We start from the raw sequence: 21,668 nt of genomic DNA, 5'->3' as shown, positions 1-21,668 counted from the left end.
ATATTGCTTCTGGAATGACCGATCCGGTGTTCTTCGCGCCTTCACGCCGGTATACGGCTGGCGAGGTCGCGAATCTGACCGGCGCCAGCCTGTTCGATTCCGCGCAGGCCGAAATTGCTATCGAGGCGCTGGCTCCCGCCAACGAGGGTGGCGATGGCGCGCTCGTCTTTGTCGACGGCAAGCGCAATTTCGCCTTGATGCAGTCGCTCAGGGCGGCCGCGGTCCTGTGCCCCGTCGATTTTGCCAGCAAGGCGCCGCCGGGCATCGCGGTGCTCATGCATCCACGTCCGCAACAGGCTTTCGCAATGGTCGGGCGGCTGTTGTTTCCGCAGGCCGCGACTCCGGGGCCAATGACCGGAGAAACCGGCATATCGGCGCATGCGTTCATCGATCCGTCGGCGCATGTCGAAGAGGGGGCGATCGTAGAGGCCGGCGCCGTGATCGGCCCCGGCGTATCCATCGGCAGCGGCACGGTCATTGCGCCCCACGCGGTTGTCGGCCGTTCCTGCCAGATCGGCCGCGACGGCTTCATCGGCCCCGGCGCCAGCATTCAATATGCGCTTGTCGGCAATCGCGTGATCATCCATGGCGGCGCGCGGATCGGCCAGGACGGGTTCGGCTTCGTCGGCGGCGCCAAGGGACCTGAACGCGTGCCGCAGATCGGCCGCGTCGTCATCCAGGACGATGTCGAGATCGGCTCCAACTCGACTGTCGACCGCGGCGCGATGTCCGACACCATCATCGGCCAAGGCACCAAGATCGACAATCTGGTGCAGATCGCCCACAATGTTCGCATCGGCCGCAATTGCATTATAGCCGGGCTTTCGGGTATTTCCGGTTCCGTCGTCGTCGGCGACAACGTCACCATGGGTGGCGGTGTCGGCCTCGCCGATCATCTGACCATCGGGCCCGGGGCCAAACTTGCTGCGAGAAGTGGATTCATGAACAACGTGCCGGCAGGCGAGATCTGGGGAGGTTACCCGGCGCAGCCCATGGCGGAAGCCATGCGCGAGATAGCGATGCTGCGCAGGATGGCCAGGACGCGCAAGCAAGGCGACGGAAATGGCTGACATGGTGGCAACGACACTCGACGCGGTCGATATCATGGGGCTTATGAAGCTCCTGCCGCACCGCTATCCGTTCCTGCTGATCGACCGCATCGTCGACATAGATGGCGACGAGTCCGCTGTCGGCATCAAGAACGTGACCATCAACGAGCCGCATTTCCAGGGCCATTTTCCTCAGCAGCCCGTCATGCCCGGTGTGCTCATCATCGAGGCCATGGCCCAGACCGCGGGCGCGATCTGCATTCGCAGCCTCAACACCGAGAAGCCGTCGCTGGTTTATTTCATGACCATCGACAACGCGAAATTCCGCAGACCGGTCGTTCCGGGCGATCAGCTCAGGATCCACGTCAAAAAGATCAAGAAGCGCGGCAACCTGCTGAAATTCGCCTGCGAGGCGATGGTTGACGGCGCGAAAGCCGCCGAAGCCGAGGTTTCGGCCATGATGGTTACCGGCTGACGGTTCGAAATGCTCATGAAAGTCGAGACATCCATCCATCCTTCCTCGGTCGTCGAAGAAGGAGCCCGGCTCGGTGAAGGCGTCCGCATCGGACCCTTCTGCCATATCAGCGCCGATTCGATCGTCGGCGATCGCGTCGAACTGGCCAGCCATGTATCGGTGATGGGCGCCACGACCATCGGGGCCGGGACGAAGGTCTATCCGATGGCGACGCTCGGCGCGCCGCCGCAGAACACCAAGCACAAGGGCGGACGCACCACTCTGGTCATCGGTGAGAACTGCACCATCCGTGAAGGCGTCACGATGCATGTCGGCACCGACACCAGCCGTGGCGAGACAACTGTCGGCGACAACGGCAACTTCCTCGCCTACGCCCACATCGCCCATGATTGCGTCGTCGGCAAGAACGCCACCTTCGCCAACGGCGCGACGCTGGGCGGCCATTGCGAGATCGGCGACAATGTCTATATCGGCGGCCTGACCGCCGTTCACCAGTTCGTGCGCGTCGGCGACAATGCCTTCATCGGCGGCTGCTCGGCGGTTGTCGGCGATGTCATCCCCTACGCCATTGCCGTTGGCAACCGCGCCAGCCTGCGCGGCTTGAACATCATTGGCCTCAAACGCGCCGGTCTGCCGCGTTCCGAGATCTACCTGCTGCGCAAGGCCTATAGGACGATCTTCGATCGTTCCCACACCGTCGGCGAGAATGTCGAGCTCGCCAAGGCGGAGTTCGCCGGGTCGCCAACGGCCATGAAGATCATCGATTTCATCACCAGTCGCGGCAAACGGCACTTTGCCGTGCCGTCACTCAAGGGTGACGATGACAATGGCGATGACGAGGGCTGAGCCGGCCAAGGCAGGCCTTGTACTCGCGCCTGGCTCCAGGGTCGGCATCATTGCCGGCGGTGGCAGCCTGCCCGTCGAAGTCGCGGATGGCCTGGTCAAGCACGGGTTTGTGCCCTTCATCATCATCGCCGCCGGTGAGGTCGACCGCGAGGCGGACTTCGCGGCCTACGATCAGGAAAAACTCGCGCTGGAAGACATCGGGCTGCTGTTTCCGTTGCTGAAGCGGCGGGGCATCACGCACCTTGTCCTTGCCGGCGAGATCAAGCGACGGCCGCGGCTGAGCAGGATAAAGCTGACACTTGGTCTGCTGGCGATAATTCCCGCCGTGGTCAGAGCTTTGCGACGCGGTGACGATGGCCTGCTGAAGATGTTGACCCAGGCGCTCGAAAAGCGAGGCGTCAAGGTCGTTGGCGCGCACGAGGTCGTTCCGGAACTGACGGCTGGCGAAGGCTCGTTGACGACGGCCGAGCCAAACCAGTCTGACTGGCGCGACATCGAGGCCGCCCGTAAGGCGGCGAAGGCCATCGGTGCGCTCGATATCGGCCAGGCAGCGATTGCGATTGGAGGCCGAGCCGTCGCGCTGGAAGGCATTGAAGGCACCGCCGGCCTGCTCGACAGAATGCGCGAGCTGCGCGGCCACGGCAGGCTGGCCGGCAAGGCGCGCGGCGTGCTGGTCAAATGCGCCAAGCCCGGCCAGGAATTGCGCGCCGACCTGCCAACCATCGGCCCGCAGACGGTCGAGGCTGCGCATGCGGCAGGCCTTGCCGGCATAGCCGTCGAGGCCGGCCGTTCGCTTATTCTCGAAGGGCCCGAAACGCTGGCGCGCGCCAATGCGCTCGGCCTGTTTGTCATCGGTCTGCCCGCAATGCAGCCGGCAAATGGGGAGCCGGCTAATGGTCTCTGACAAGCCGCTCAAGATCGCGATCGTCGCCGGCGAGGAATCGGGCGACCTGCTCGGCGCCGACATCGTCGAGGCGCTGAAACGGACGACAGGCCGCGACATCAGGCTTGTAGGCATCGGCGGCCGTCATCTGCAGGCACGCGGACTGGCATCTTTGTTCGACGGCAGTGAAATCGCGCTGATGGGGTTCAGCGACGTGCTGCGCGATCTGCCGCGCCTAGTCAGGCGAATCGGACAAACCGCGAGCGCGATCGCGGCTGAGAAACCCGATTGTCTCGTAACCATTGACAGCCCGGCCTTCTCGCTACGCGTGGCCAGGAAATTGCGCGCCGCCGATCCGGCGATCCCCATTGTCCATTATGTCTGCCCGAGCGTCTGGGCTTGGCGGCCGGGCAGGGCGGTGGCGATGAAGCCTTATGTCGACCACATATTATGCATCCTGCCATTCGAGGTGAAGGCGCTCGCTCGTCTCGGCGGGCCACCCGGCACCTATGTCGGGCATCGCCTGGCGAAGGACCCTTTCGCGCTTGGCGCCGCCAAGGCGCAAAGCCTGTCGCGAGACCTTTCCAATGACCGTGTAAAGACGCTGCTCGTGCTGCCGGGCTCGCGACAGGGTGAAGTGCGCCGGCTGATCGAGCCGTTCGGCAAGACGATGTCGATCCTGCACCAACGCGGACATCGCTTGCGCCTGTTGTTGCCCACCGTGCCGCATGTCGCCGATCTGGTCAGGACATCGATCGCAAGCTGGGACGACAAGCCGGAGATCATCCTCGATCCCGAGCGCAAATGGCAGGCTTTCGGCAAGGCGGATGCCGCCCTCATCGCCTCGGGGACGGTGTCGCTCGAACTGGCTCTGTCCGGCGTGCCGATGGTGTCCTGCTACAAGCTCGATCCGATTGCGCACCTCCTTGTGCCGCGTCTGGTGACCGTCTGGTCGGCCCTGCTGCCCAACCTGATTGCCGATCGCGCTCTCGTTCCGGAGTTTTATGATCAGTATATCAGGCCGGAGAATCTGGCCCGGCACCTGGAAGCTCTGTTTGCCGACACCGGCATGCGCGCCTGGCAAAAAGCCGGCTTTGCCGAGATTGCCCGGCGCATGGCGACGGAGCGGCCCTCTGGCGAGATCGCGGCCGAGGTGGTGATGGGGTGTATCAGGAAGGCAGTAGGCAGTAGGCAGTAGGCAGTAGGCAGTAGGCAGTAGGTGTCGTTTCCTACTGCCTACTCACTAATTCCTACCTTTTGGCAATCGGCACGTAATCGCGTTCCGTGGCGCCGGTGTAGAGCTGGCGCGGGCGGCCGATTTTCTGGTGCGGATCCTCGATCATTTCCTTCCACTGCGCGATCCAGCCGACGGTGCGCGCGACGGCGAACAGCACGGTGAACATGGTGGTGGGGAAGCCGAGCGCTTTCAGCGTGATGCCGGAATAGAAATCGACATTCGGATAGAGCTTCTTGGCGATGAAGTATTCATCGGTCAGCGCGATCTTTTCCAGCTCCATCGCGATGTCGAGCAGCGGATCGTCCTTGATGCCGAGCTCGCCCAGCACCTCATGCGCGGTCTTCTGCATGATCTTGGCGCGCGGATCGTAGTTCTTGTAGACGCGATGGCCGAAGCCCATCAGCCGAAACGGGTCGTTCTTGTCCTTGGCGCGAGCGATGAACTCCGGAATGTGATCGACATGGCCGATCTCGCCCAGCATGTTGAGCGCCGCTTCGTTGGCGCCGCCATGCGCCGGGCCCCACAGGCAAGCGATGCCGGCGGCGATGCAGGCGAAGGGATTAGCACCTGACGAGCCGGCAAGACGGACGGTCGAGGTCGAGGCGTTCTGCTCGTGGTCGGCGTGGAGGATGAAGATGCGCTCCATGGCGCGCGCCAGCACCGGATTGATCTTGTATTCCTCGCAAGGCACCGCAAAGCACATGTGCAGGAAGTTGGCGGCGAAGTTCAGCTCGTTCTTCGGATAAATGAAGGGCTGGCCGATATGGTACTTGTAGGCCATCGCCGCGATGGTCGGCATCTTGGCGATCAGGCGCATCGAGGCGACCATGCGCTGGTAGGGATCCGAGATGTCGGTCGAGTCGTGATAGAAGGCCGACAGCGCGCCGACCACGCCGCACATCACAGCCATCGGGTGCGCGTCGCGGCGGAAGCCGGTGAAGAAGCGCGACATCTGCTCATGCACCATGGTGTGGCGCGTCACACGATAGTCGAAGTCTTCCTTCTGCGCCTTGGTCGGGAGTTCACCGTAGAGCAGGAGGTAGCAGACCTCGAGGAAGTCGCCATGTTCGGCAAGCTGGTCGATCGGATAGCCGCGATGCAGCAGGATGCCGGCATCGCCGTCGATGAAGGTGATTGCCGACTCGCAGCTTGCCGTGGAGGTGAAGCCGGGGTCGTAGGTGAAGGCGCCGGTCGTGCTGTAGAGCGCGCCGATATCGATCACGTCAGGCCCGGTCGACCCGCTTCGCACCTTGAATTCATGGGTCTTGCCGGCGAGTTCGAGCCTGGCGGTCGACTCATGCGCCTTGCCGCTCGGTTCCAGTTTTGTCGCAGCTTCGCTCATTCCCAAACTCCTTTATGTTTCCTCATGCCGGCAAGGCAATTCCTGCAAACGACACGTCGAAATCACCGGAATGCGCGAACTTGCCAATCGCATTTTAGGAGGTGCGTGCCAGATTGGGCCAAGGCCTAATGTTGCACTGCGAAACACACCTTTCAATGCCAATCTTCTTAGGCCAGTTCGCTCCTAATCGATTTGATCTCCAATCCTCGCCAGGCTTTCCTGGCGGCCCAGCACGGCAAGCACGTCGAACACGCCGGGCGAGGTGCTGCGGCCAGTAAGCGCGGCGCGGAGCGGCTGTGCCACGGCGCCGAGCTTATGCCCGCCGGCCAGTGCAAAGTCGCGGATCGAAGCCTCGGCCGAGGCAGCGCTCCAGTCGCCTTCGATGGCTGACAATGCGCCATGCGCGCCGCGCAGGATCGCGCGCGCATCCGCGTTGAGCAGGCCCGCCGCCTTCTCGTCGAGCGGCAATGGCCGTTCGGCGAACAGGAACGCCGCGCCGTCGACCAGTTCCACGAGGGTTTTTGCCCGCTCCTTGAGGCCGGGCATGGCGGCAAGCAGTTGCGCCTTGCGCCCGCCGTCGAGCTTGGCCGCGAGCGCCGGCCCGCCTTCGAGATAGGGCAAGGTGGCGACGAAGATGTCGAACAGGGCCTGGTCATCCATCTTGCGCATATGGACGCCGTTCAGCGCCTCGAGCTTGGCGAAGTCGAAGCGTGCCGCGCCCTTGTTGACGTCGCCGATGTCGAACCAGGCGACCATGTCCTTGACTGACATCACCTCGTCGTCGCCATGGCTCCAGCCGAGCCTGGCCAGATAGTTGAGCAAAGCCTCGGGCAGATAGCCCATGGCGCGATAGGCCTCGACGCCGAGGGCGCCGTGCCGCTTCGACAGCTTGGCGCCGTCGGCGCCGTGGATCAGCGGGATGTGCGACATCGACGGCACGTCCCAGCCCATGGCGTTGTAGATCACCGTCTGGCGCGCGGCATTGGTCAGGTGATCGTCGCCGCGGATAATGTGGGTGATGCCCATGTCGTGATCGTCGACGACGACGGCATGCATGTAGGTCGGGACGCCGTCGGAACGCAGGATGATGAAGTCGTCGAGATCCTTGTTCGGGAAGCGCACTTCGCCCTGCACGCGGTCGTTGACGATCGTCACACCTTCGGTCGGCGCCTTGATGCGGATCGCACCCTTGACGCCTGCCGGCGCCTCGGACGGGTCACGGTCGCGCCACTGGCCGTTGTAACGCGGCGGCAGGCCCTTGGCGCGGGCCGCCTCGCGCATTGCCTCGAGCTCGGCCGGCGTCTCATAGGCGTAATAGGCCTTGCCCATGCGCACGAGTTCCTCGGCCACCTCGCGATGACGCGGCGCGCGCTGGAACTGCGAGACGGCGTCGCCGTCCCAGGAGAGGCCAAGCCAGGTCAGCCCGTCGAGAATGGCGGCCGTGGCGGCTTCGGTGGAGCGCTCGCGATCGGTATCCTCGATGCGCAGCAGCATCGTGCCGCCGGTGTGCCTGGCATAGAGCCAGTTGAACAGCGCCGTGCGCGCCCCGCCGATGTGCAGGTAGCCTGTGGGCGAGGGGGCAAAGCGGGTGACGACCTTGTCGGACATGGAACTCTCGAAGAAGCACTGAAAAATGCATGTGTCGCGCAGACTTCCACGCGACCGGCGTTCATGTAGCATAGGCGGTCTGGGGCGCAAGGGGCAGACCCGATGGCTGGACGTGGCCGGGGCGCGAAGGAGAGCGGGGGAACGACAGCTGGCGTCAGCGAACGCCTGATGTTTGCCCATGCCACACCCGAAGAGACAGCGCCGGTTTCGCTTCCGGAGCCGCGCGCACCAGCCGTGTTGCTGCCGCCCGGTGACGGTGCAATACAGCCGGTCCCGCCAACAACAGCCACCATCGGCCGGATCCGCAAACAGCTTGGCCGCGCCTCGCTTCCCGCACTCCACCGAAGCATCGGCACCGCGGCGGCCACCGAGCTCGACCGCGGCATTGGCTTCCTGCTGGTGCCGGTGTTCCTGGCCGCTGGTGTCATCTACTACTTCTCGCTGAACACTGAGCCCGATCTCTACAGGCCGCTCGCGGCGGTGGCCCTGATGGCTGTCTGCGCGGCGGTTTCGCGTTCCCGGCACAGAACACACCTTGTCTTCGTGGCGGCGTTTTTCTGCGCCTTGGGCTTTCTCGCGGCCAAGGTGGAGACCTGGCGGATGGCGACCCCGATGCTGGGTTCCGAAATCCAGACACGGCTGACGGGGCGCCTCGTCACCGCCGAGGCGATGGCCAACGGCCGCATCCGGCTGACAATCGATCTGATTTCCACGGAGCATCCCAAGCTGCGCTATGCGCCGGACCGCGTCAGGCTGTCGGCACGCAGGATCCCGCCAGAGATGATCGCCGGGTCGATGCTGACCGGCTATGCCAAGCTGCTGCCGCCGACAGGCCCGGTTCGGCCGGACAGCTATGACTTTTCCTTCGACAGCTACTTTGCCGGCATCGGCGGCAGCGGCTTTTTCCTGGGCGATCCAAAGCTGATTGCCCCGGCAGAAGCGCCATTCGGAGCGCGCGTCGCATCGGCTGTCGAAAACGCGCGCGAAGGCATTGCCGACCATATCAGGAGCGCCATCGGCGGGTCCGAAGGCGAGATCGCGGCGGCGCTGATCGTCGGCGTGCGCGCCGGCATTCCGGAAGCGATCAACGAGTCGATGCGGCGCACCGGCATCTACCACATCATCTCGATCTCCGGCCTGCACATGGCACTTGTCGCGGGCACGATCATGGTCCTTTTGCGCGGCACCTTCGCGCTGTTTCCGGATTTCTCGTCACGCCGACCGGTGAAGAAATATGCCGCTGCAATCGCGCTGGCCTCGATTGCCGCCTACCTCGTGATCTCCGGCATCGTGGTCGCGGCCGAGCGAAGCTTCATCATGCTGGCCGTGATGCTGGTCGCCGTGCTTTTCGACCGCGCGGCGCTGACCATGCGCAACCTGGCGATCTCTGCCATCGCCGTCATCCTGGTCTCGCCGCACGAAGTGGTCGGCCCGAGCTTCCAGATGTCCTTCGCCGCCACCGCTGCGCTTGTCGGCGCCTATGCCGGCTTTGCCGACTATCGCGCCGGCAAAACGACAGCGCCGCCGGCAAGGCGTTCGTTTCTCGGGTTCGTATCGCAAAAACTGGCGGTTGGCGTGGGCGGCGCCGCCATAACGTCGCTCATCGCAGGCAGCGCGACGTTGCTGTTTGCGATCTGGCATTTTCAGCGCGTGTCGCCGCTCAGCCTGCTGGCCAATCTGGCGGTCATGCCGATCGTTTCGCTGATCGTCATGCCGTTCGCCGTGTTGAGCGCGCTCGCCATGCCCTTCGGCTTCGACGGTCCCTTCCTCTTTGTCATGGGCAAGGGCCTGACGGCGATGATCGCCATTTCGGCGTGGATATCCGAGCGCTCACCGGTCGACGCCGTCGGGCTGATCTCGATCCAGTCGGTGCTGCTGGCGACGGTCGCGCTGGTCATCGCAACGATGGCGACCACGTGGCTCAGGCTTGCCGCGGTGCCCTTCGCGCTCGCGGCGCTGCTGGCCATTCCGCATGTCCGCACGCCGGATGTGCTTGTCTCGGAGGACGCGCGTCTGGTGGCGATGCCGATCGGAGGCGGTGAGCTTGCGATCAACCGCGCGCGCTCCAACGAGTTCACCACCGACAACTGGAAACGAGCGCTGAAAGCCGAGGATATCGTGCCGCCGGAGACCTTCGCCAAGGACGCCCTCGACATCGCCGATCCCGTCGACCTGCCGCCTGGCTCGCCCTTCTACTGCACCGGAGACCTCTGCATCGGCCGGCATCCTTCCGGCGCCATCGTCGCGCTTGCCGAGAACCGCGGCAGCGCCCGACCGGCCTGCGGGTTCGCAGATCTCATCGTCATCAACGATGCAACGGCCTACAACCCATGCCGCGATCCGCGCGTGCTCGTCGTCACCAAGCGGCAGCTGGCTCACGACGGCAGCGCCGCTATCTTCTTCGATCCGCAATCGGCGACCGCCCGGCCAACCGTTCGCTACGCGGTCGACGAGCCATATCGTCCCTGGCACGAGCAGCGGAAATACACACGCGAGGCGAGGGGGCTGCCGCCCTATCAACGACCGGAAAAGCCGGCGGCCGCGCCGCAGCCGACAGAATAGATGTCACGCATTTCCGGCGAAGACCGCCGCGCGGTCCTGCTCAGTAGCGACGGATAAGTCCGACGAGCTTGCCCTGAACCTTGACCCGATCCGGTCCAAAGATCCGGGTCTCATAGGCCGGGTTGGCGGCCTCGAGCGCGATCGAGGCACCCTTGCGGCGAAACCGCTTCAAGGTCGCTTCCTCGTCGTCGACCAGCGCCACCACGATCTCGCCCGGGCTTGCCGTATTGGCGTTGCGGATGATGACGGTGTCGCCGTCGAAGATACCGGCCTCTATCATCGAGTCGCCCTTGACCTCCAGCGCATAGTGCTCGCCGCCCATGATCATGTCCGGCGGCACCGAGATCGAGTGCGTCTGGTGCTGGATGGCGTCGATCGGCACGCCGGCGGCAATGCGGCCCATCACCGGAATGGATACGGCCGAAACAGCGTCGTCGTCATTGCTGGGTGTCGGCGTGCGCGAAGGCGCTGCCGGCTTGACCTGGCGGTTGAGATTGCCTTGGCCGCCCTGGATGACGCTTGGCGAGAACTTCTTCGCGGCATTCAGGCCAGGCGCGATCGAGTCGGGCAGGCGCAAGACTTCGAGGGCGCGCGCCCGGTTCGGCAGCCGGCGAATGAAGCCGCGCTCTTCCAGCGCCGTGATCAACCGGTGGATGCCGGACTTCGAGGCAAGGTCCAGCGCCTCCTTCATCTCGTCGAAGGATGGAGGAATCCCGCTCTCCTTCAGGCGTTCATGGATGAACATCAGGAGTTCATGTTGTTTGCGCGTCAGCATTGGCGGCCCCCACGGGTTCTGAAACCAGAATCGGAAAAACAAACCCAGAACAAACACTATCTGTTCCAGTTGTGTTCCGCAACCGTTTAAAGTTTAATGAATTTCTTAAGGCTGCCGAAACAATGTTGCATTCGAGGACGCCAGCCGCCGCCAGTAGGGCGGTGGCATTGATTCCGTTCGATTTTGCAGCACTGCCTAAGTTGAAACAGCAGGCAGCGCCATCACGAAAGCGCGGGTCGGACCGCGTGGACCACCCTTTGCGCATGCTGCACCGTGAACGAAACGAACCCAAAATGCCAACTTCGGCGATTTGCCGGTTCACTGTTCTCGCGGTCTATGGACCAGCTAACACAGGACGAAAGGTTCTTGCCCCGACGCCGACTGGGGTGAGACAACCGCCGTTGGCCGTCTGGCGATTTGCGAGCGGCGCTGGGTCGAGATGGAGGCGGTAACGCGATGAGGGGAATTCCTGGCCGTGCTGAAGTCGAGGCGATGGATGCCGCGGATCCGCTGCGCGCCCTGCGCGATCGCTTCATCCTGCCGGAAGGGGTGATCTATCTCGACGGCAACTCGCTGGGTGCGGCGTCCTCCGAGGTTTTCGACGAGATCGAGAAAGCGGCAACGCGCGAATGGGCGCATGATCTTATCCGCGCCTGGAATACCGCGGGCTGGTTCCAAATGCCGGTCGAACTGGGCGACCGGCTCGGGCGGCTGATCGGCGCGGCGGCCGGACAGACCGTCGTTTGCGATACGACCTCGATCAACATCTACAAGGTCCTGCATGCGGCGCTGGCGATGCGGCCCGACCGATCCGTGATCGTTGCCGAGGGCGACAGTTTTCCGACCGATCTCTACATGGCGGAGGGCGTGGCCTCCACGCGTCCTGGTACGGTGCTGCGGCTCGAAGGTGTCGACGCCCCGACGATCGAGGAGCTGATCGACAGCCAAGTCGCGGTCATCCTGGTCAACCACGTCAACTACAAGTCCGGCCGGTTGCGCGACATGGCGGCCTTGACGCGCAAGGCCCACGAAGCCGGCGCGCTGATCGTCTGGGACCTCTGCCATACGGCAGGCGCGTTGCCGGTGGATCTTGATGGTTTCAGTGCCGATTTCGCTGTCGGCTGCACTTATAAATACCTCAATGGCGGCCCGGGCGCGCCCGCCTTCATCTACGCCGCGAACCGCCACCACGGTGACATTCGCCAGCCGCTCAGCGGCTGGTGGGGGCACGCCCGGCCTTTCGCGTTCGAGCAGGGCTACGCCATCGGCACGGGCATCCGCCGGTTCCTGTGCGGAACACAGCCGGTGCTGTCGATGCGGGCGCTGAAGGGCGCGCTGGACCTCTGGGACAAGGTCGACATGAATGCCGTGCGCGACAAAAGCATCGCCCTGACGGACTTGTTCATCCGGCTTGTCGAAGCCCGATGCGGCGCCTTCGGCCTCGAACTGGAAAGCCCGCGCGATGGCGCCGAGCGTGGCAGCCAGGTGTCGTTCGCCCATCCGCACGGTTACCAGGTGATGCGCGCCCTGATCGAGCGCGGCGTGATCGGCGATTTCCGCGCGCCATACACCATCCGCTTCGGCTTCACACCGCTCTATGTCGGCTATCGGGATGTCTGGGAGGCCGTCGAAGTGCTGGAAGACATCCTGCGCACCGGCGTCTGGCGGGAAGCGCGCTTCGCGGTCAAGGAGGCCGTCACCTGAATCGGGCTTTCTCGCTCAATGGGGCTTTTCGGCGCGCAGGCGGAAGCGCTGGATCTTGCCGGTCTGGGTCTTGGGCAAGGCGGCGATGAACTTCACCGAGCGCGGGTATTTGTAGGGCGCGATCGTTGCCTTGACGTGATCCCGCAGACGCTTGACCGTCGCGGCATCCGGCGCCGCGCCCGGCGCCAGCACGACATGCGCCTCGACGATCTGGCCGCGTTCGGCGTCCTCGGCGCCGATGACGGCGCATTCCGCGACATCCGGATGCGACAGTAGCGCGGCCTCGACTTCCGGCCCGGCAATGTTGTAGCCGGCGCTGACGATCATGTCATCGGAGCGGGCGGCGAAATGGAAGAAGCCGTCTTCGTCCTGCACGAAGGTGTCGCCCGTCAGGTTCCAGCCATCCCGCACATAGTCCTTCTGGCGATCGTCGGCCATGTAGCGGCAGCCTGTCGGCCCACGCACCGCCAGCCTTCCCGTCGCGCCATGCGGCAACTCGCGCATCTCCTCGTCGACGATGCGCGCCTCGTAGCCGCCCACCGGCTTGCCGGTCGATGCGGGCTTCATGTCGTCGAAGCGATTGGAGATGAAGATATGCAGCATCTCGGTGGCGCCGATGCCGTCCAGAATCGGCTTGCCGGTCTTTCGCGTCCACTCTTCGAAGACGGGAGCGGGCAACGTTTCGCCGGCAGACACGGCGACGCGCAGCGAAGACAGGTCAGCGCCTTCGTCCATGGCCTTGAGCATCGCCCTGTAGGCCGTCGGCGCCGTGAAGGAGATGGTCGCCCTGTAGGTCTCGATGATGTGGATCATGTTGGGCGGCGTCGCCTGCTCCAGCAATGTCGCCGCCGCGCCGAAGCGGAGCGGGAAAATGGCAAGCCCGCCAAGGCCGAAGGTAAAGGCCAATGGAGGGGAACCGACAAAGACGTCGTCGGGCGTCACCTGGAGGATCTCGCGGGCGTAGGCGTCGGCGATGATCATCAGGTCGCGGTGGAAATGCATGGTCGCCTTCGGCACGCCGGTCGTGCCTGAAGTGAAGCCAAGCAACGCCACGTCGTCGCAGCCGGTGTCGACAGCCTTGAAGGTCACGGGCTTGTCGAGCGCGGCGCGATCGAGCTCCGCGTCATGGTTGGCGGTGCCGTCGAAGCCGATGACCTGCTTGAGGAAGGCGCTCTCCTTGGCGCAGGCCGTCATCTCGTCCATCAGCCGCGTGTCGCAAAGCGCGATGCCGATCTCGGCCTTGTCGACGATTTTGCCAAGTTCGCCGGCGCGCAGCATCGGCATCGTGTTGACGACGACGGCGCCGACCTTGGTGGCGGCCAGCCAGCAGGCAACCATGGCGGGATTGTTCGCCGAACGGATAAGCACCCGGTTGCCCGGCCTCACGCCATAGTTTTCGACCAGCGCATGCGCCAGGCGGCTCGTCCAGTCGGACAATTCCTTATAGGTGCGGCGGCGGCCATTGCCGATGAGCGCGGTGCGATCGCCGAAACCTTTCTCGACCAGCCTGTCGGTCAGTTCGACGCCGGCGTTGAGACGCTCGGGATAGTCGAACCCATCCAGAAGGAAATCCGGCCACTGCTCGGGCGGCGGCAGGTGATCGCGCGTGAACGTGTCGGTATGCGCTGAAGGTCCAAGCATGTAGCCGTCATCCTCCCTGCTTTGCCCAAGGAGGTTTGCCGCACCCCGGCCGTACCTTCGTGACACCGCCTTGGGGCGAGCGTGGGCGGGCTTGGGCGTTCGGCAGACCTCCTGTCGTCGGCCGTTCGTAAGGCAGGATCGCACCGGCCCAAATTTGTTTCAAGCCTAAAATGTTTTGGTTCCGGAGCATTGACGTGATCCCTGCAGCCGGCCATTGCTGGATGAAGCTGCGCGTCTTGGGAGGCACGGTTGGTCGAACATCGCATCGCGGATTGGAACAATGCCTATGCCAATGGCGCGAACATCGCGGGTGGCGACCGCTGGCCGGCGGCCTGGGATGGCCCGGCTCAGCAATTCCGCGACACGCTGGTGGCAGAAGGCAGGGCGCGGCTCGACATCATGTATGGCGAAGCGCCGCGCAACCGGTTCGATCTGTTTCTCCCGACCACCGCTCCAAAGGGGCTCGTCGTGTTCATCCACGGCGGCTACTGGATGGAGTCGCACAAGACCTCCTGGTCGCATCTGGCTGGAGGTGCTGTCGGCCACGGTTTTGCCGTCGCCATGCCCTCATACACCCTTTGCCCGCGGACCAGGATCAGTGGCATCGTCAACGAGGTTGCGGCCGCGATCGAGAGGGCGGCAGCGATGATCGATGGTCCGCTGATGCTGACCGGGCACTCGGCCGGCGGGCATCTCGCCAGCCGGATGGTGACCGCGGCCTCGCCGCTGTCATCCGATGTGGCGCGACGCATACGCCAGGTCGTTTCGATTTCAGGTCTGCACGACCTTCGGCCGCTGATGTTCACCGCGCTGAACGAGACCTTGAACATCGACGAGAAGGAAGCGTTGAGCGAAAGCCCGGCGTTGCTGCGGCCTCGGCAGGGAGCCCGCGTCACCTGTTGGGTCGGCGGCGGCGAGCGCTCGGAATTCCTGCGCCAGAGCGCGTTGCTCGCCAACATCTGGACCGGGCTCGGCGCCGCAACCCGTTCAGTGGTCGAGCCGGACCGGCATCATTTCGATATTGTGGATGGGCTCGCCGATCCGGATCATCCCCTGACCCGTACGCTGGTCGACGAGTAGAACTACGATCCACTGCGTCGATGGATCAACGATCGCTTCGCCGACGTGTGAATGATCGGCTTCGCCGACGTGTGGACGATCGGCTGCGTCGATGCATGAACGATCGACTTCGTCGACGTATTAGCGCAGCATCAGCACGCTGCATTCGGCGCCGGCTTCCGCGGCAGGCGCGAAGGGCTGGCGCACGATCAGGCCGTTGGCATCGGCGAGCATCCTGAGCATCGAGGAGTCCTGGATGCCGAAAGGAGTCGCGACCAGGGTGCCGGCGTCCTCGCGCACGACGGCGCGCACGTAGTCCTGCCTGAGATCGTTGGCCTGCATCGCGGCGCCCAGCCTGGCCGTTCGCACGTCCTGCCGGTGATCGCGGCCGCCGAGCCTGGCAAGGAGCGGCTTCAGGAAAAGTTGCGAGCAGACGATGCTTGCCACCGGATTGCCAGGCAAGCCGATGCAACGGACATTGCCAAGCCGGCCAAACATCAGCGGCTTGCCGGGGCGCATGGCGATCTTCCAGAAGTCGAGCTTCATGCCTTCGCCGGTCAGCACATCATGGATCAGGTCGTGGTCGCCGACGGAAGCCCCGCCGAGCGTGACGATGACATCAGCTTTTGCCTCGACTGCTTTCCTGACCAGCGCGGCGATCGCCTCTTTCCGGTCGGCGGCGATGCCGAGGTCGAGCGCGCGCGCCTCGACCAACTGGGCGGCGGCGGCAACGCCGTAGGCATTCGACGAAATGATCTGGTCGGGGCCAAGCGTGCTGCCCGGCGGCAACAGTTCGTCGCCGGTGGCGATGATCGCAACCAGCGGCCGGCGCACGACGCTCAAGGCAGGGTGGTTGGCCGAGGCCGCCAGCGAAAGGGCCGCCGCGTCGAGCACGCGGCCCTTTTCGAGCAGCACGTCGCCTTGGCCGAAGTCGAGCCCGCGGCGACGGACATTGCGTCCTTCCGCGGTCGGCTCCATCACCTCGATCCGGCGGTTGCCGAGATCGCGGACGTTTTCCTGGATGACAATGGTGTCGGCACCTTCAGGCAGCGGCGCGCCGGTAAAGATGCGCACGGCCTGGCCTTTTCCGACGGTTCCGGAGAAGCCGCGTCCGGCAGGCGCCATGCCCATGACCTCGAGCTCAGCCGGCGCCGAAGCGACATCGGCGAAACGAACGGCATAGCCGTCCATCGCGGAGGCGTTGAACGGCGGCTGCGTGCGCAGCGCCACAACCGGTTCCGCCAGGACCCGCCCAGCCGCTTCGGCGAGCGGAATGCTTTCGCCAGGCAAAGGTGCTGCGCCGTCGAGCAGGCGTTCGAGCGCCTCGGCCACCGGAACCAAAGCCATCAGGCATCCACCTTGTAGTCGCCGGACTTGCCGCCGGTCTTCTCGACCAGCCGGATGCCGGAAATGACCATGCCGCGGTCCGCCGCCTTGGCCATGTCGTAGATGGTGAGGCAGGCGACCGAGGCAGCGGTCAGCGCCTCCATCTCGACGCCGGTCTTGCCGGTGACGCGAGCAAGCGCGGTGACCCTGAGGCCAGGCAACGAACGGTCGGGCTCGATCTCGACGGCAACTTTTGTCAGAAGCAGCGGATGACAGAGCGGGATCAGCTCATGCGTCTTCTTCGCGGCCATGATGCCGGCGATACGGGCCGTGCCCAGCACATCGCCCTTCTTGGCGTCGCCGGCGAGAATCATCTCCAGCGTTTCGGACCGCATCGAGACAAAACCTTCGGCGATCGCCGTGCGCGTCGTCTCCGCCTTGTCGCCGACATCTACCATGTTGGCTTCGCCCTTTGCGCCAAGATGGGTGAGGGCAGGCATCCTCAAACGGCCTCGGCCGACGCCTTGCCCGTCAGCAGAAGCTCGGTCGCGGCAGCCACATCGGCCTGCCGCATCAGGCTCTCGCCGACCAGGAAGGTGCCGATCTTGCTCTTCTCCAGCCGGCGGCAGTCCTGATGCGTGAAGATACCGCTTTCGCTGACCAGCAGCCGGTCCGCCGGCACCATGGCCGCCAGCCGCTCCGAAACATCGAGGCTGGTCACGAAGGTCCGCAAATCGCGGTTGTTGATGCCGATCAGCCGTGACGAGAGGCGAAGCGCCCGCTCCATTTCCTTTTCGTCATGCACCTCGACCAGCGCGTCCATGCCGAGTTCGAAGGCGGTCGCTTCAAGGTCCCTGGCCAGCGCGTCGTCGACGCTCGCCATGATGATCAGGATCGCGTCTGCGCCCCAGGCGCGCGCTTCGAATACCTGATAGGGATCGAACAGAAAATCCTTGCGCAGGGCCGGCAGGCGTACCGCTGCCCGCGCCGCCGTCAGGAATTCCGGCGCGCCCTGGAAGGACGGCGCGTCGGTCAGCACCGAAAGGCAGGCGGCGCCACCTTTCTGATAGGCCCTGGCCAGCGCCGGCGGATCGAAATCGGCGCGGATCAGGCCCTTGGAAGGGCTGGCCTTCTTGATTTCGGCGATCAGCGCGAAACCGCCGTCCCGGCGCTTGGCTTCCAGCGCCGCGAGGAAGCCGCGCGGCGGCTCGGCGTCCCTGGCCTTCATCTTGATTTCGGCCAGCGGCGCGGCGAGCTTCGCCGCGGCGATCTCGTCGCGCTTATAGGCTTCGATCTTGCGCAGGATGTCCGACAAGGGCCTTATCCGTTCGAAATCTCGATCAGCTTATCGAGCACGCCAAGCGCGCGGCCGCTATCGATCGCTTGCGCCGCCGCCGCAATGCCGTCGGCCAGCGTCGTCACCTTGCCGGCCACGACCAGCCCGGCGCCGGCATTCATCAGCACCGTATCGCGATAGGCGCCGGCGACGCCGCTGAGCATATCGCGCAGTTCCTTGGCATTGTAGGCCGCGTCGCCGCCGCGAAGCTCTTCCTTGGTGTGCCGCTTCAGTCCGACGGCTTCCGGTGTCAGGGTGAAGCTGCGGATCTCGCCGCCAGCAAGCTCGGCAACCTGGGTCTCGCCCGTCGTGGTGATCTCGTCATAGCCGTCGCCATGGACGACCCAGGCGTGGTCGGCGCCCAGTGCCTTCAACGTCTCGGCCACCGGCATGATCCACTCCGGCAGGAAGACGCCGACCATCTGGCGGCTGACGCCGGCAGGGTTCGAAAGCGGCCCGAGCAGGTTGAAAATGGTGCGCGTGCCAAGCTCGACGCGGGTCGGCCCGACATGCTTCATCGCCGGATGATGCGCCGGCGCGAACATGAAGCCGACGCCGGCCTCGTGGATGCAGCGGCCGATCATTTCAGGCGAGATATCGATCTTAACGCCCAGCGCCGTCAGCACATCGGCGGAGCCGGTCAGCGAGGACAGGCCGCGATTGCCGTGCTTGGCGACCGGCGCGCCGGCGGCGGCAATGACGAAGGCCGAAGCGGTCGAGATGTTGACCGAATGCGAATTGTCGCCGCCAGTGCCGACGATGTCGATGGCGTCTTGCGGCGCCTCCACCTTCAGCATCTTGGCGCGCATCGTGGCGACGGCGCCGGATATTTCGCCCACCGTCTCGCCGCGCACGCGCAGCGCCATCAGGAAGCCGCCGATCTGGCCGGGCGTCGCATCGCCCGACATGATGATGTCGAACGCCTCGCGCGCTTCGTCGAAGGAAAGCGCGGTGCCGGTGGCGACCTTGGCTATGTGTGTCTTCAGAGCGCTCATCGTGTCTGTGCTTGCGAAACGGCGTTCGGATCGATGCGAACGCCATATTGCGACTGCAACTGCGCCACCAACTGGTCGAGCAGGTCGTCGGACATGCCGGCGCCGAAGGATTTCTGCGCGTCGTCCGGGACCGCGCTGCCATCGGCGCCTGCCGGCTCGAAGACCTCGGCGACCTTGAACAGGATCTGGCCGTCGCCGGTGGGCGAGGGGATCAAACCGGTGCCGCCTTCGCCGACGCCAAACATAGCCGCGGCGCCTTCCTTGCCGAAATCGGCATCGTCGGCTTCGCGCTTCAGGCCGCGCTTGGTCTGTTTGTCGAGCTTAAGCTCGCCGGCGATGACGTCGAGCGTGGTGCCGGCCTTGAGGCGTTTTTCCAGTTCCTGAGCCTTCGCGTCGAGCCGCTTGTCGGTCTCGGCCTCCGTCCAGTCGGCCGCGACCTTCTTGCGGACTTCGTCCAGCGTGCGGTCGCGCGCCGGCGTGATCGACTGCACTTCGTAGAAGACGAAGCCATTGTCAGCGGTGGTCAGGCCCTCGTTCTCGGTATTGGGCTCCGCCGCGAACACCGACTTGATCAGCTCGGCCGATTCCGGCAGGTCATTGACGATGGTGCCGTCCGGCCGCTGGCCGGTACGGTCGATGGCGTCGACGGTGACGACCTTGAGCTTCAGCTTGTCGGCGGCCTGGGCAAGCGAGGCGCCCGAGGCGCGGGTGTCCTCGTAGCTGTCATGCACGTCGAGCAGGATGCGGCTTGCTTCGCCGAGCGCCAGGTCCTTGCGGATCTGGTCCGACACTTCCGAAAGCGGCTTCACCACCTGCGGCTTGATCTCGGTGACGCGCAGGAGCACCGGACCGAAGGCGCCCTGGACGACGTGGCTCACCTCGTTGGCATTGAGCGAGAAAGCCGCATCGGCGACCGCCTTGTCGGCGATCTTGTCCTTGGCCAGCGTGCCGAGCACCGTGTCGGCCTGCGTCTTTCCTTCGGCGGTGACGAGCTTGTCGAAAGTGGCGCCTGCCTTCAGCGAATCGTAGGCCGCCTTGGCCGCATCCGGCGTCTTGAACACCAGCTGCTCGATGGTGCGCATCTCGGGCGTCGTGTAGCGCGCGATGTTCTTGTTGTAATCGTCCTTTACCTGCTGGTCGCTCACCGCGGACGGATCCATGATGTCCTGCGGCTCCAGCCGGACGTAGGAGAACTTGCGGTATTCCGGCGCGGCGTAGTTCTTCTTGTTGGCGTCGAAATAGGCGTTGAGGGCGCTGTCGGACGGCGCCTCGATCGGCTGCGCCAGCGTCTTCGGCAGCACGAGATAGTCGATGGTGCGATCCTCGCCGCGATAGAGCGAGACCGCCTTCAGGAAGGTCTGCGGAACCTTGAGTCCGTCGGAAATTGCCTCGACGATCTGCTGACGCACGGCCACCTGCGCACGGTTCTTGAGATAGTCTTCAGGCCGCATGCCCAGCTGGCGCAAGAGATATTCGAAGGTCCGGCGATCGAACTGGCCGCTGGGCCCTTTGAAAGCCGGATCCTCACGCGTCAGTTCGGCCAGCCGGTCCTTGGAAAGGCCGAGCCCGAGCTTGCGCGCCTGCTCGTCGAGCACGGCACCCGAAACGAGCTGCGCCAGCACCTGGTTGTCGACACCGAGCAGCTTGGCCTGTTCCTGGGTGACGCGCTGGCCATATTGCTGCGACAGAAGGCTGAGCTGGCGGTCATAAGCGAGGCGGTACTCGTTGATCGAGACCTCCGTGCCGCCGGCGGTGATCACCGCGTGATGGCCTCCCAGCACGCCGCCCACCATGCGCGTGGTGGCGCCCCAGGCGAGGAAACTAACCACCAGCAAGGACAGCAACGCCTTCGCGACCCAGGTGCCCGCCGCGCTTCTCAATATACCAAGCATGCATACTTCCGATTTTTGCGCATTTTCGCGTGCGCCGAGTTTGAAACAAGCGCAATAGCGCCCTTCCGGTCCACTGTCGATTGCTTTGTGACCTGATTTTGGTAGTGAGGGCGCTGCTTAATGTCGCTCGGAGAACGCGCCCCATGACCCCTGGAATCCGCCCGCTTGTCGCTGGCAACTGGAAAATGAATGGCACCAGCGCCTCGCTCAATGAGCTGCGGTCGATCGGCAACGGGTTCATGAGCGGACTCGACGCGGAGACCGAAGCGGTGGTGTGCGTGCCGGCGACCTTGCTCCAGCGCGCCGCCGAGATCCTGTCGCGCACGCCGGTGCGGGCTGGCGGAGAGGATTGCCATCCCAAGGAGAGCGGCGCCTTTACAGGCGAGATTTCGGCCGAGATGCTCAAAGATGCCGGCGCGAGCCACGTCATCGTCGGCCATTCCGAGCGCCGCGAGCTGTTCGGCGAAGACGATGCAATGGTCCATGCCAAGGCATCGGCGGCCTGGCGGGCAGGGCTGGTTGCCATCATCTGCATCGGCGAGACGCGCGCCGAGCGCGAGGCAGGCGCCACGCTCGATGTCCTGTCGCGCCAGCTTGACGGCTCCGTGCCGGCGAGCGCCACTCCCGCCAACACCATCATCGCCTACGAGCCGGTCTGGGCCATCGGCACCGGCCTGACCCCGACCGCCGCCGATGTCGCCGAGGCACATGCGCACATCCGGGGCAAGCTGACCGGGTTGCTCGGCGATGCCGCGGCCAGGATGCGCATTCTCTATGGCGGGTCGGTCAAGCCGTCCAACGCGGTGGAACTGCTCGGCGTCGAGAATGTCGATGGCGCGCTCGTCGGCGGCGCCAGCCTCAAGGCAGCGGACTTCCTAGCCATCGCGGAAGCTTACATGAACATGGCTTAGAGACCGTCTCCGCAGGCTGGCGCGGCC

Annotated in this window: 18 protein-coding genes; 9 read left to right on the top strand and 9 right to left on the bottom strand. The window is 64.6% G+C overall.

What is annotated here, in order from left to right:
- Positions 1–14: 14 nt before the first annotated feature.
- The 5 genes from lpxD to lpxB are packed head-to-tail and all read left to right on the top strand — an operon-like array spanning position 15 to position 4,451.
- Positions 15–1,070 (top strand): UDP-3-O-(3-hydroxymyristoyl)glucosamine N-acyltransferase, encoded by a 1,056-nt coding sequence (gene lpxD / locus WDX12_RS27415; protein WP_320295696.1) that lies wholly within the window; start codon positions 15–17, stop codon positions 1,068–1,070.
- Positions 1,063–1,524: a 3-hydroxyacyl-ACP dehydratase FabZ gene (fabZ, locus tag WDX12_RS27410; protein ID WP_320295695.1), complete on the top strand. Its 462-nt coding sequence runs from the start codon at positions 1,063–1,065 to the stop codon at positions 1,522–1,524. The genes lpxD and fabZ overlap by 8 nt, the downstream gene beginning before the upstream one ends.
- Positions 1,525–1,539: 15 nt before the next feature.
- Positions 1,540–2,370, top strand: coding sequence for an acyl-ACP--UDP-N-acetylglucosamine O-acyltransferase (lpxA, locus tag WDX12_RS27405; protein ID WP_434722687.1), 831 nt, complete (start codon positions 1,540–1,542; stop codon positions 2,368–2,370).
- Complete coding sequence (locus tag WDX12_RS27400; RefSeq protein WP_434722686.1) at positions 2,357–3,274, top strand: LpxI family protein; 918 nt, start codon at positions 2,357–2,359, stop codon at positions 3,272–3,274. The genes lpxA and WDX12_RS27400 overlap by 14 nt, the downstream gene beginning before the upstream one ends.
- Positions 3,264–4,451 carry a lipid-A-disaccharide synthase gene (gene lpxB / locus WDX12_RS27395; protein WP_434722685.1) on the top strand — a complete coding sequence of 396 codons (1,188 nt, stop codon included), beginning with the start codon at positions 3,264–3,266 and terminating at the stop codon, positions 4,449–4,451. Before WDX12_RS27400 ends, lpxB begins: the two co-directional genes overlap by 11 nt.
- 52 nt (positions 4,452–4,503) lie before the next feature.
- On the opposite strand, the gene gltA is transcribed toward lpxB, so the two are convergent.
- Together gltA and gltX are read right to left on the bottom strand one after the other, a co-directional pair.
- Positions 4,504–5,832, bottom strand: coding sequence for a citrate synthase (gltA, locus tag WDX12_RS27390; RefSeq protein WP_320295691.1), 1,329 nt, complete (start codon positions 5,830–5,832; stop codon positions 4,504–4,506).
- Between the two features lie 183 nt (positions 5,833–6,015).
- Positions 6,016–7,440 (bottom strand): glutamate--tRNA ligase, encoded by a 1,425-nt coding sequence (gene gltX / locus WDX12_RS27385; protein ID WP_434722684.1) that lies wholly within the window; start codon positions 7,438–7,440, stop codon positions 6,016–6,018.
- Between the two features lie 102 nt (positions 7,441–7,542).
- Between gltX and WDX12_RS27380 the strand changes: the two genes are divergently transcribed.
- Entirely contained in the window at positions 7,543–10,002 is a 2,460-nt protein-coding gene (locus tag WDX12_RS27380) for a ComEC/Rec2 family competence protein (protein ID WP_434722683.1), read from the top strand.
- 40 nt (positions 10,003–10,042) lie between these two features.
- Here the strand turns inward: WDX12_RS27380 and lexA are convergent, their stop codons facing one another.
- On the bottom strand, positions 10,043–10,777 hold the full coding sequence (gene lexA, locus WDX12_RS27375; protein WP_320295688.1) for a transcriptional repressor LexA: 735 nt from the start codon (positions 10,775–10,777) through the stop codon (positions 10,043–10,045).
- Between the two features lie 456 nt (positions 10,778–11,233).
- Here lexA and kynU point away from each other — a divergent pair, with 456 nt between their 5' ends.
- Positions 11,234–12,481, top strand: a complete 1,248-nt coding sequence (gene kynU, locus WDX12_RS27370) for a kynureninase (RefSeq protein ID WP_434722682.1) — start codon at positions 11,234–11,236, stop codon at positions 12,479–12,481.
- A 15-nt stretch (positions 12,482–12,496) separates the two neighbouring features.
- On the opposite strand, the gene WDX12_RS27365 is transcribed toward kynU, so the two are convergent.
- Positions 12,497–14,122, bottom strand: coding sequence for an AMP-binding protein (locus tag WDX12_RS27365; RefSeq protein ID WP_434722681.1), 1,626 nt, complete (start codon positions 14,120–14,122; stop codon positions 12,497–12,499).
- 249 nt (positions 14,123–14,371) lie between these two features.
- Here WDX12_RS27365 and WDX12_RS27360 point away from each other — a divergent pair, with 249 nt between their 5' ends.
- Positions 14,372–15,202 (top strand): alpha/beta hydrolase, encoded by an 831-nt coding sequence (locus WDX12_RS27360; RefSeq protein WP_434722680.1) that lies wholly within the window; start codon positions 14,372–14,374, stop codon positions 15,200–15,202.
- 120 nt (positions 15,203–15,322) lie between these two features.
- On the opposite strand, the gene WDX12_RS27355 is transcribed toward WDX12_RS27360, so the two are convergent.
- From WDX12_RS27355 to WDX12_RS27335, 5 genes are read right to left on the bottom strand one after another with little or no spacing between them, the layout of a single operon-like run.
- Positions 15,323–16,528: a molybdopterin molybdotransferase MoeA gene (locus tag WDX12_RS27355; RefSeq protein ID WP_434722679.1), complete on the bottom strand. Its 1,206-nt coding sequence runs from the start codon at positions 16,526–16,528 to the stop codon at positions 15,323–15,325.
- On the bottom strand, positions 16,528–17,007 hold the full coding sequence (gene moaC, locus WDX12_RS27350) for a cyclic pyranopterin monophosphate synthase MoaC (RefSeq protein ID WP_140802396.1): 480 nt from the start codon (positions 17,005–17,007) through the stop codon (positions 16,528–16,530). Before moaC ends, WDX12_RS27355 begins: the two co-directional genes overlap by 1 nt.
- A 2-nt stretch (positions 17,008–17,009) precedes the next feature.
- Positions 17,010–17,822 (bottom strand): indole-3-glycerol phosphate synthase TrpC, encoded by an 813-nt coding sequence (trpC, locus tag WDX12_RS27345; RefSeq protein ID WP_434722678.1) that lies wholly within the window; start codon positions 17,820–17,822, stop codon positions 17,010–17,012.
- A gap of 5 nt (positions 17,823–17,827) precedes the next feature.
- On the bottom strand, positions 17,828–18,838 hold the full coding sequence (trpD, locus tag WDX12_RS27340; RefSeq protein ID WP_434722677.1) for an anthranilate phosphoribosyltransferase: 1,011 nt from the start codon (positions 18,836–18,838) through the stop codon (positions 17,828–17,830).
- The gene (locus tag WDX12_RS27335; RefSeq protein WP_434722676.1) at positions 18,835–20,730 is read right to left on the bottom strand and encodes a peptidyl-prolyl cis-trans isomerase; all 1,896 of its coding nucleotides are present in this window, start codon (positions 20,728–20,730) and stop codon (positions 18,835–18,837) included. The genes trpD and WDX12_RS27335 overlap by 4 nt, the downstream gene beginning before the upstream one ends.
- A gap of 143 nt (positions 20,731–20,873) precedes the next feature.
- Here WDX12_RS27335 and tpiA point away from each other — a divergent pair, with 143 nt between their 5' ends.
- The gene (gene tpiA / locus WDX12_RS27330; protein WP_320295679.1) at positions 20,874–21,641 is read left to right on the top strand and encodes a triose-phosphate isomerase; all 768 of its coding nucleotides are present in this window, start codon (positions 20,874–20,876) and stop codon (positions 21,639–21,641) included.
- Positions 21,642–21,668 lie beyond the last annotated feature (27 nt).

It is taken from the genome of Mesorhizobium sp. RIZ17, from assembly GCF_051127865.1.
In the GTDB taxonomy this organism is placed as follows: Bacteria; Pseudomonadota; Alphaproteobacteria; order Rhizobiales; family Rhizobiaceae; genus Mesorhizobium; species Mesorhizobium humile.
The sequence above is the reverse complement of the archived record's forward strand: the minus strand, read 5'-3'. Positions and strand labels throughout refer to the sequence as shown.

Coding starts and splice junctions, on each gene's coding strand:
- lpxD (WP_320295696.1), top strand. CDS start 15: ATGACCGATCCGGTGTTCTTCGCGCCTTCACGCCGGTATACGGCTGGC.
- fabZ (WP_320295695.1), top strand. CDS start 1,063: ATGGCTGACATGGTGGCAACGACACTCGACGCGGTCGATATCATGGGG.
- lpxA (WP_434722687.1), top strand. CDS start 1,540: ATGAAAGTCGAGACATCCATCCATCCTTCCTCGGTCGTCGAAGAAGGA.
- WDX12_RS27400 (WP_434722686.1), top strand. CDS start 2,357: ATGACGAGGGCTGAGCCGGCCAAGGCAGGCCTTGTACTCGCGCCTGGC.
- lpxB (WP_434722685.1), top strand. CDS start 3,264: ATGGTCTCTGACAAGCCGCTCAAGATCGCGATCGTCGCCGGCGAGGAA.
- gltA (WP_320295691.1), bottom strand. CDS start 5,832: ATGAGCGAAGCTGCGACAAAACTGGAACCGAGCGGCAAGGCGCATGAG.
- gltX (WP_434722684.1), bottom strand. CDS start 7,440: ATGTCCGACAAGGTCGTCACCCGCTTTGCCCCCTCGCCCACAGGCTAC.
- WDX12_RS27380 (WP_434722683.1), top strand. CDS start 7,543: ATGGCTGGACGTGGCCGGGGCGCGAAGGAGAGCGGGGGAACGACAGCT.
- lexA (WP_320295688.1), bottom strand. CDS start 10,777: ATGCTGACGCGCAAACAACATGAACTCCTGATGTTCATCCATGAACGC.
- kynU (WP_434722682.1), top strand. CDS start 11,234: ATGAGGGGAATTCCTGGCCGTGCTGAAGTCGAGGCGATGGATGCCGCG.
- WDX12_RS27365 (WP_434722681.1), bottom strand. CDS start 14,122: ATGCTTGGACCTTCAGCGCATACCGACACGTTCACGCGCGATCACCTG.
- WDX12_RS27355 (WP_434722679.1), bottom strand. CDS start 16,528: ATGGCTTTGGTTCCGGTGGCCGAGGCGCTCGAACGCCTGCTCGACGGC.
- moaC (WP_140802396.1), bottom strand. CDS start 17,007: ATGCCTGCCCTCACCCATCTTGGCGCAAAGGGCGAAGCCAACATGGTA.
- trpD (WP_434722677.1), bottom strand. CDS start 18,838: ATGAGCGCTCTGAAGACACACATAGCCAAGGTCGCCACCGGCACCGCG.
- WDX12_RS27335 (WP_434722676.1), bottom strand. CDS start 20,730: ATGCTTGGTATATTGAGAAGCGCGGCGGGCACCTGGGTCGCGAAGGCG.
- tpiA (WP_320295679.1), top strand. CDS start 20,874: ATGACCCCTGGAATCCGCCCGCTTGTCGCTGGCAACTGGAAAATGAAT.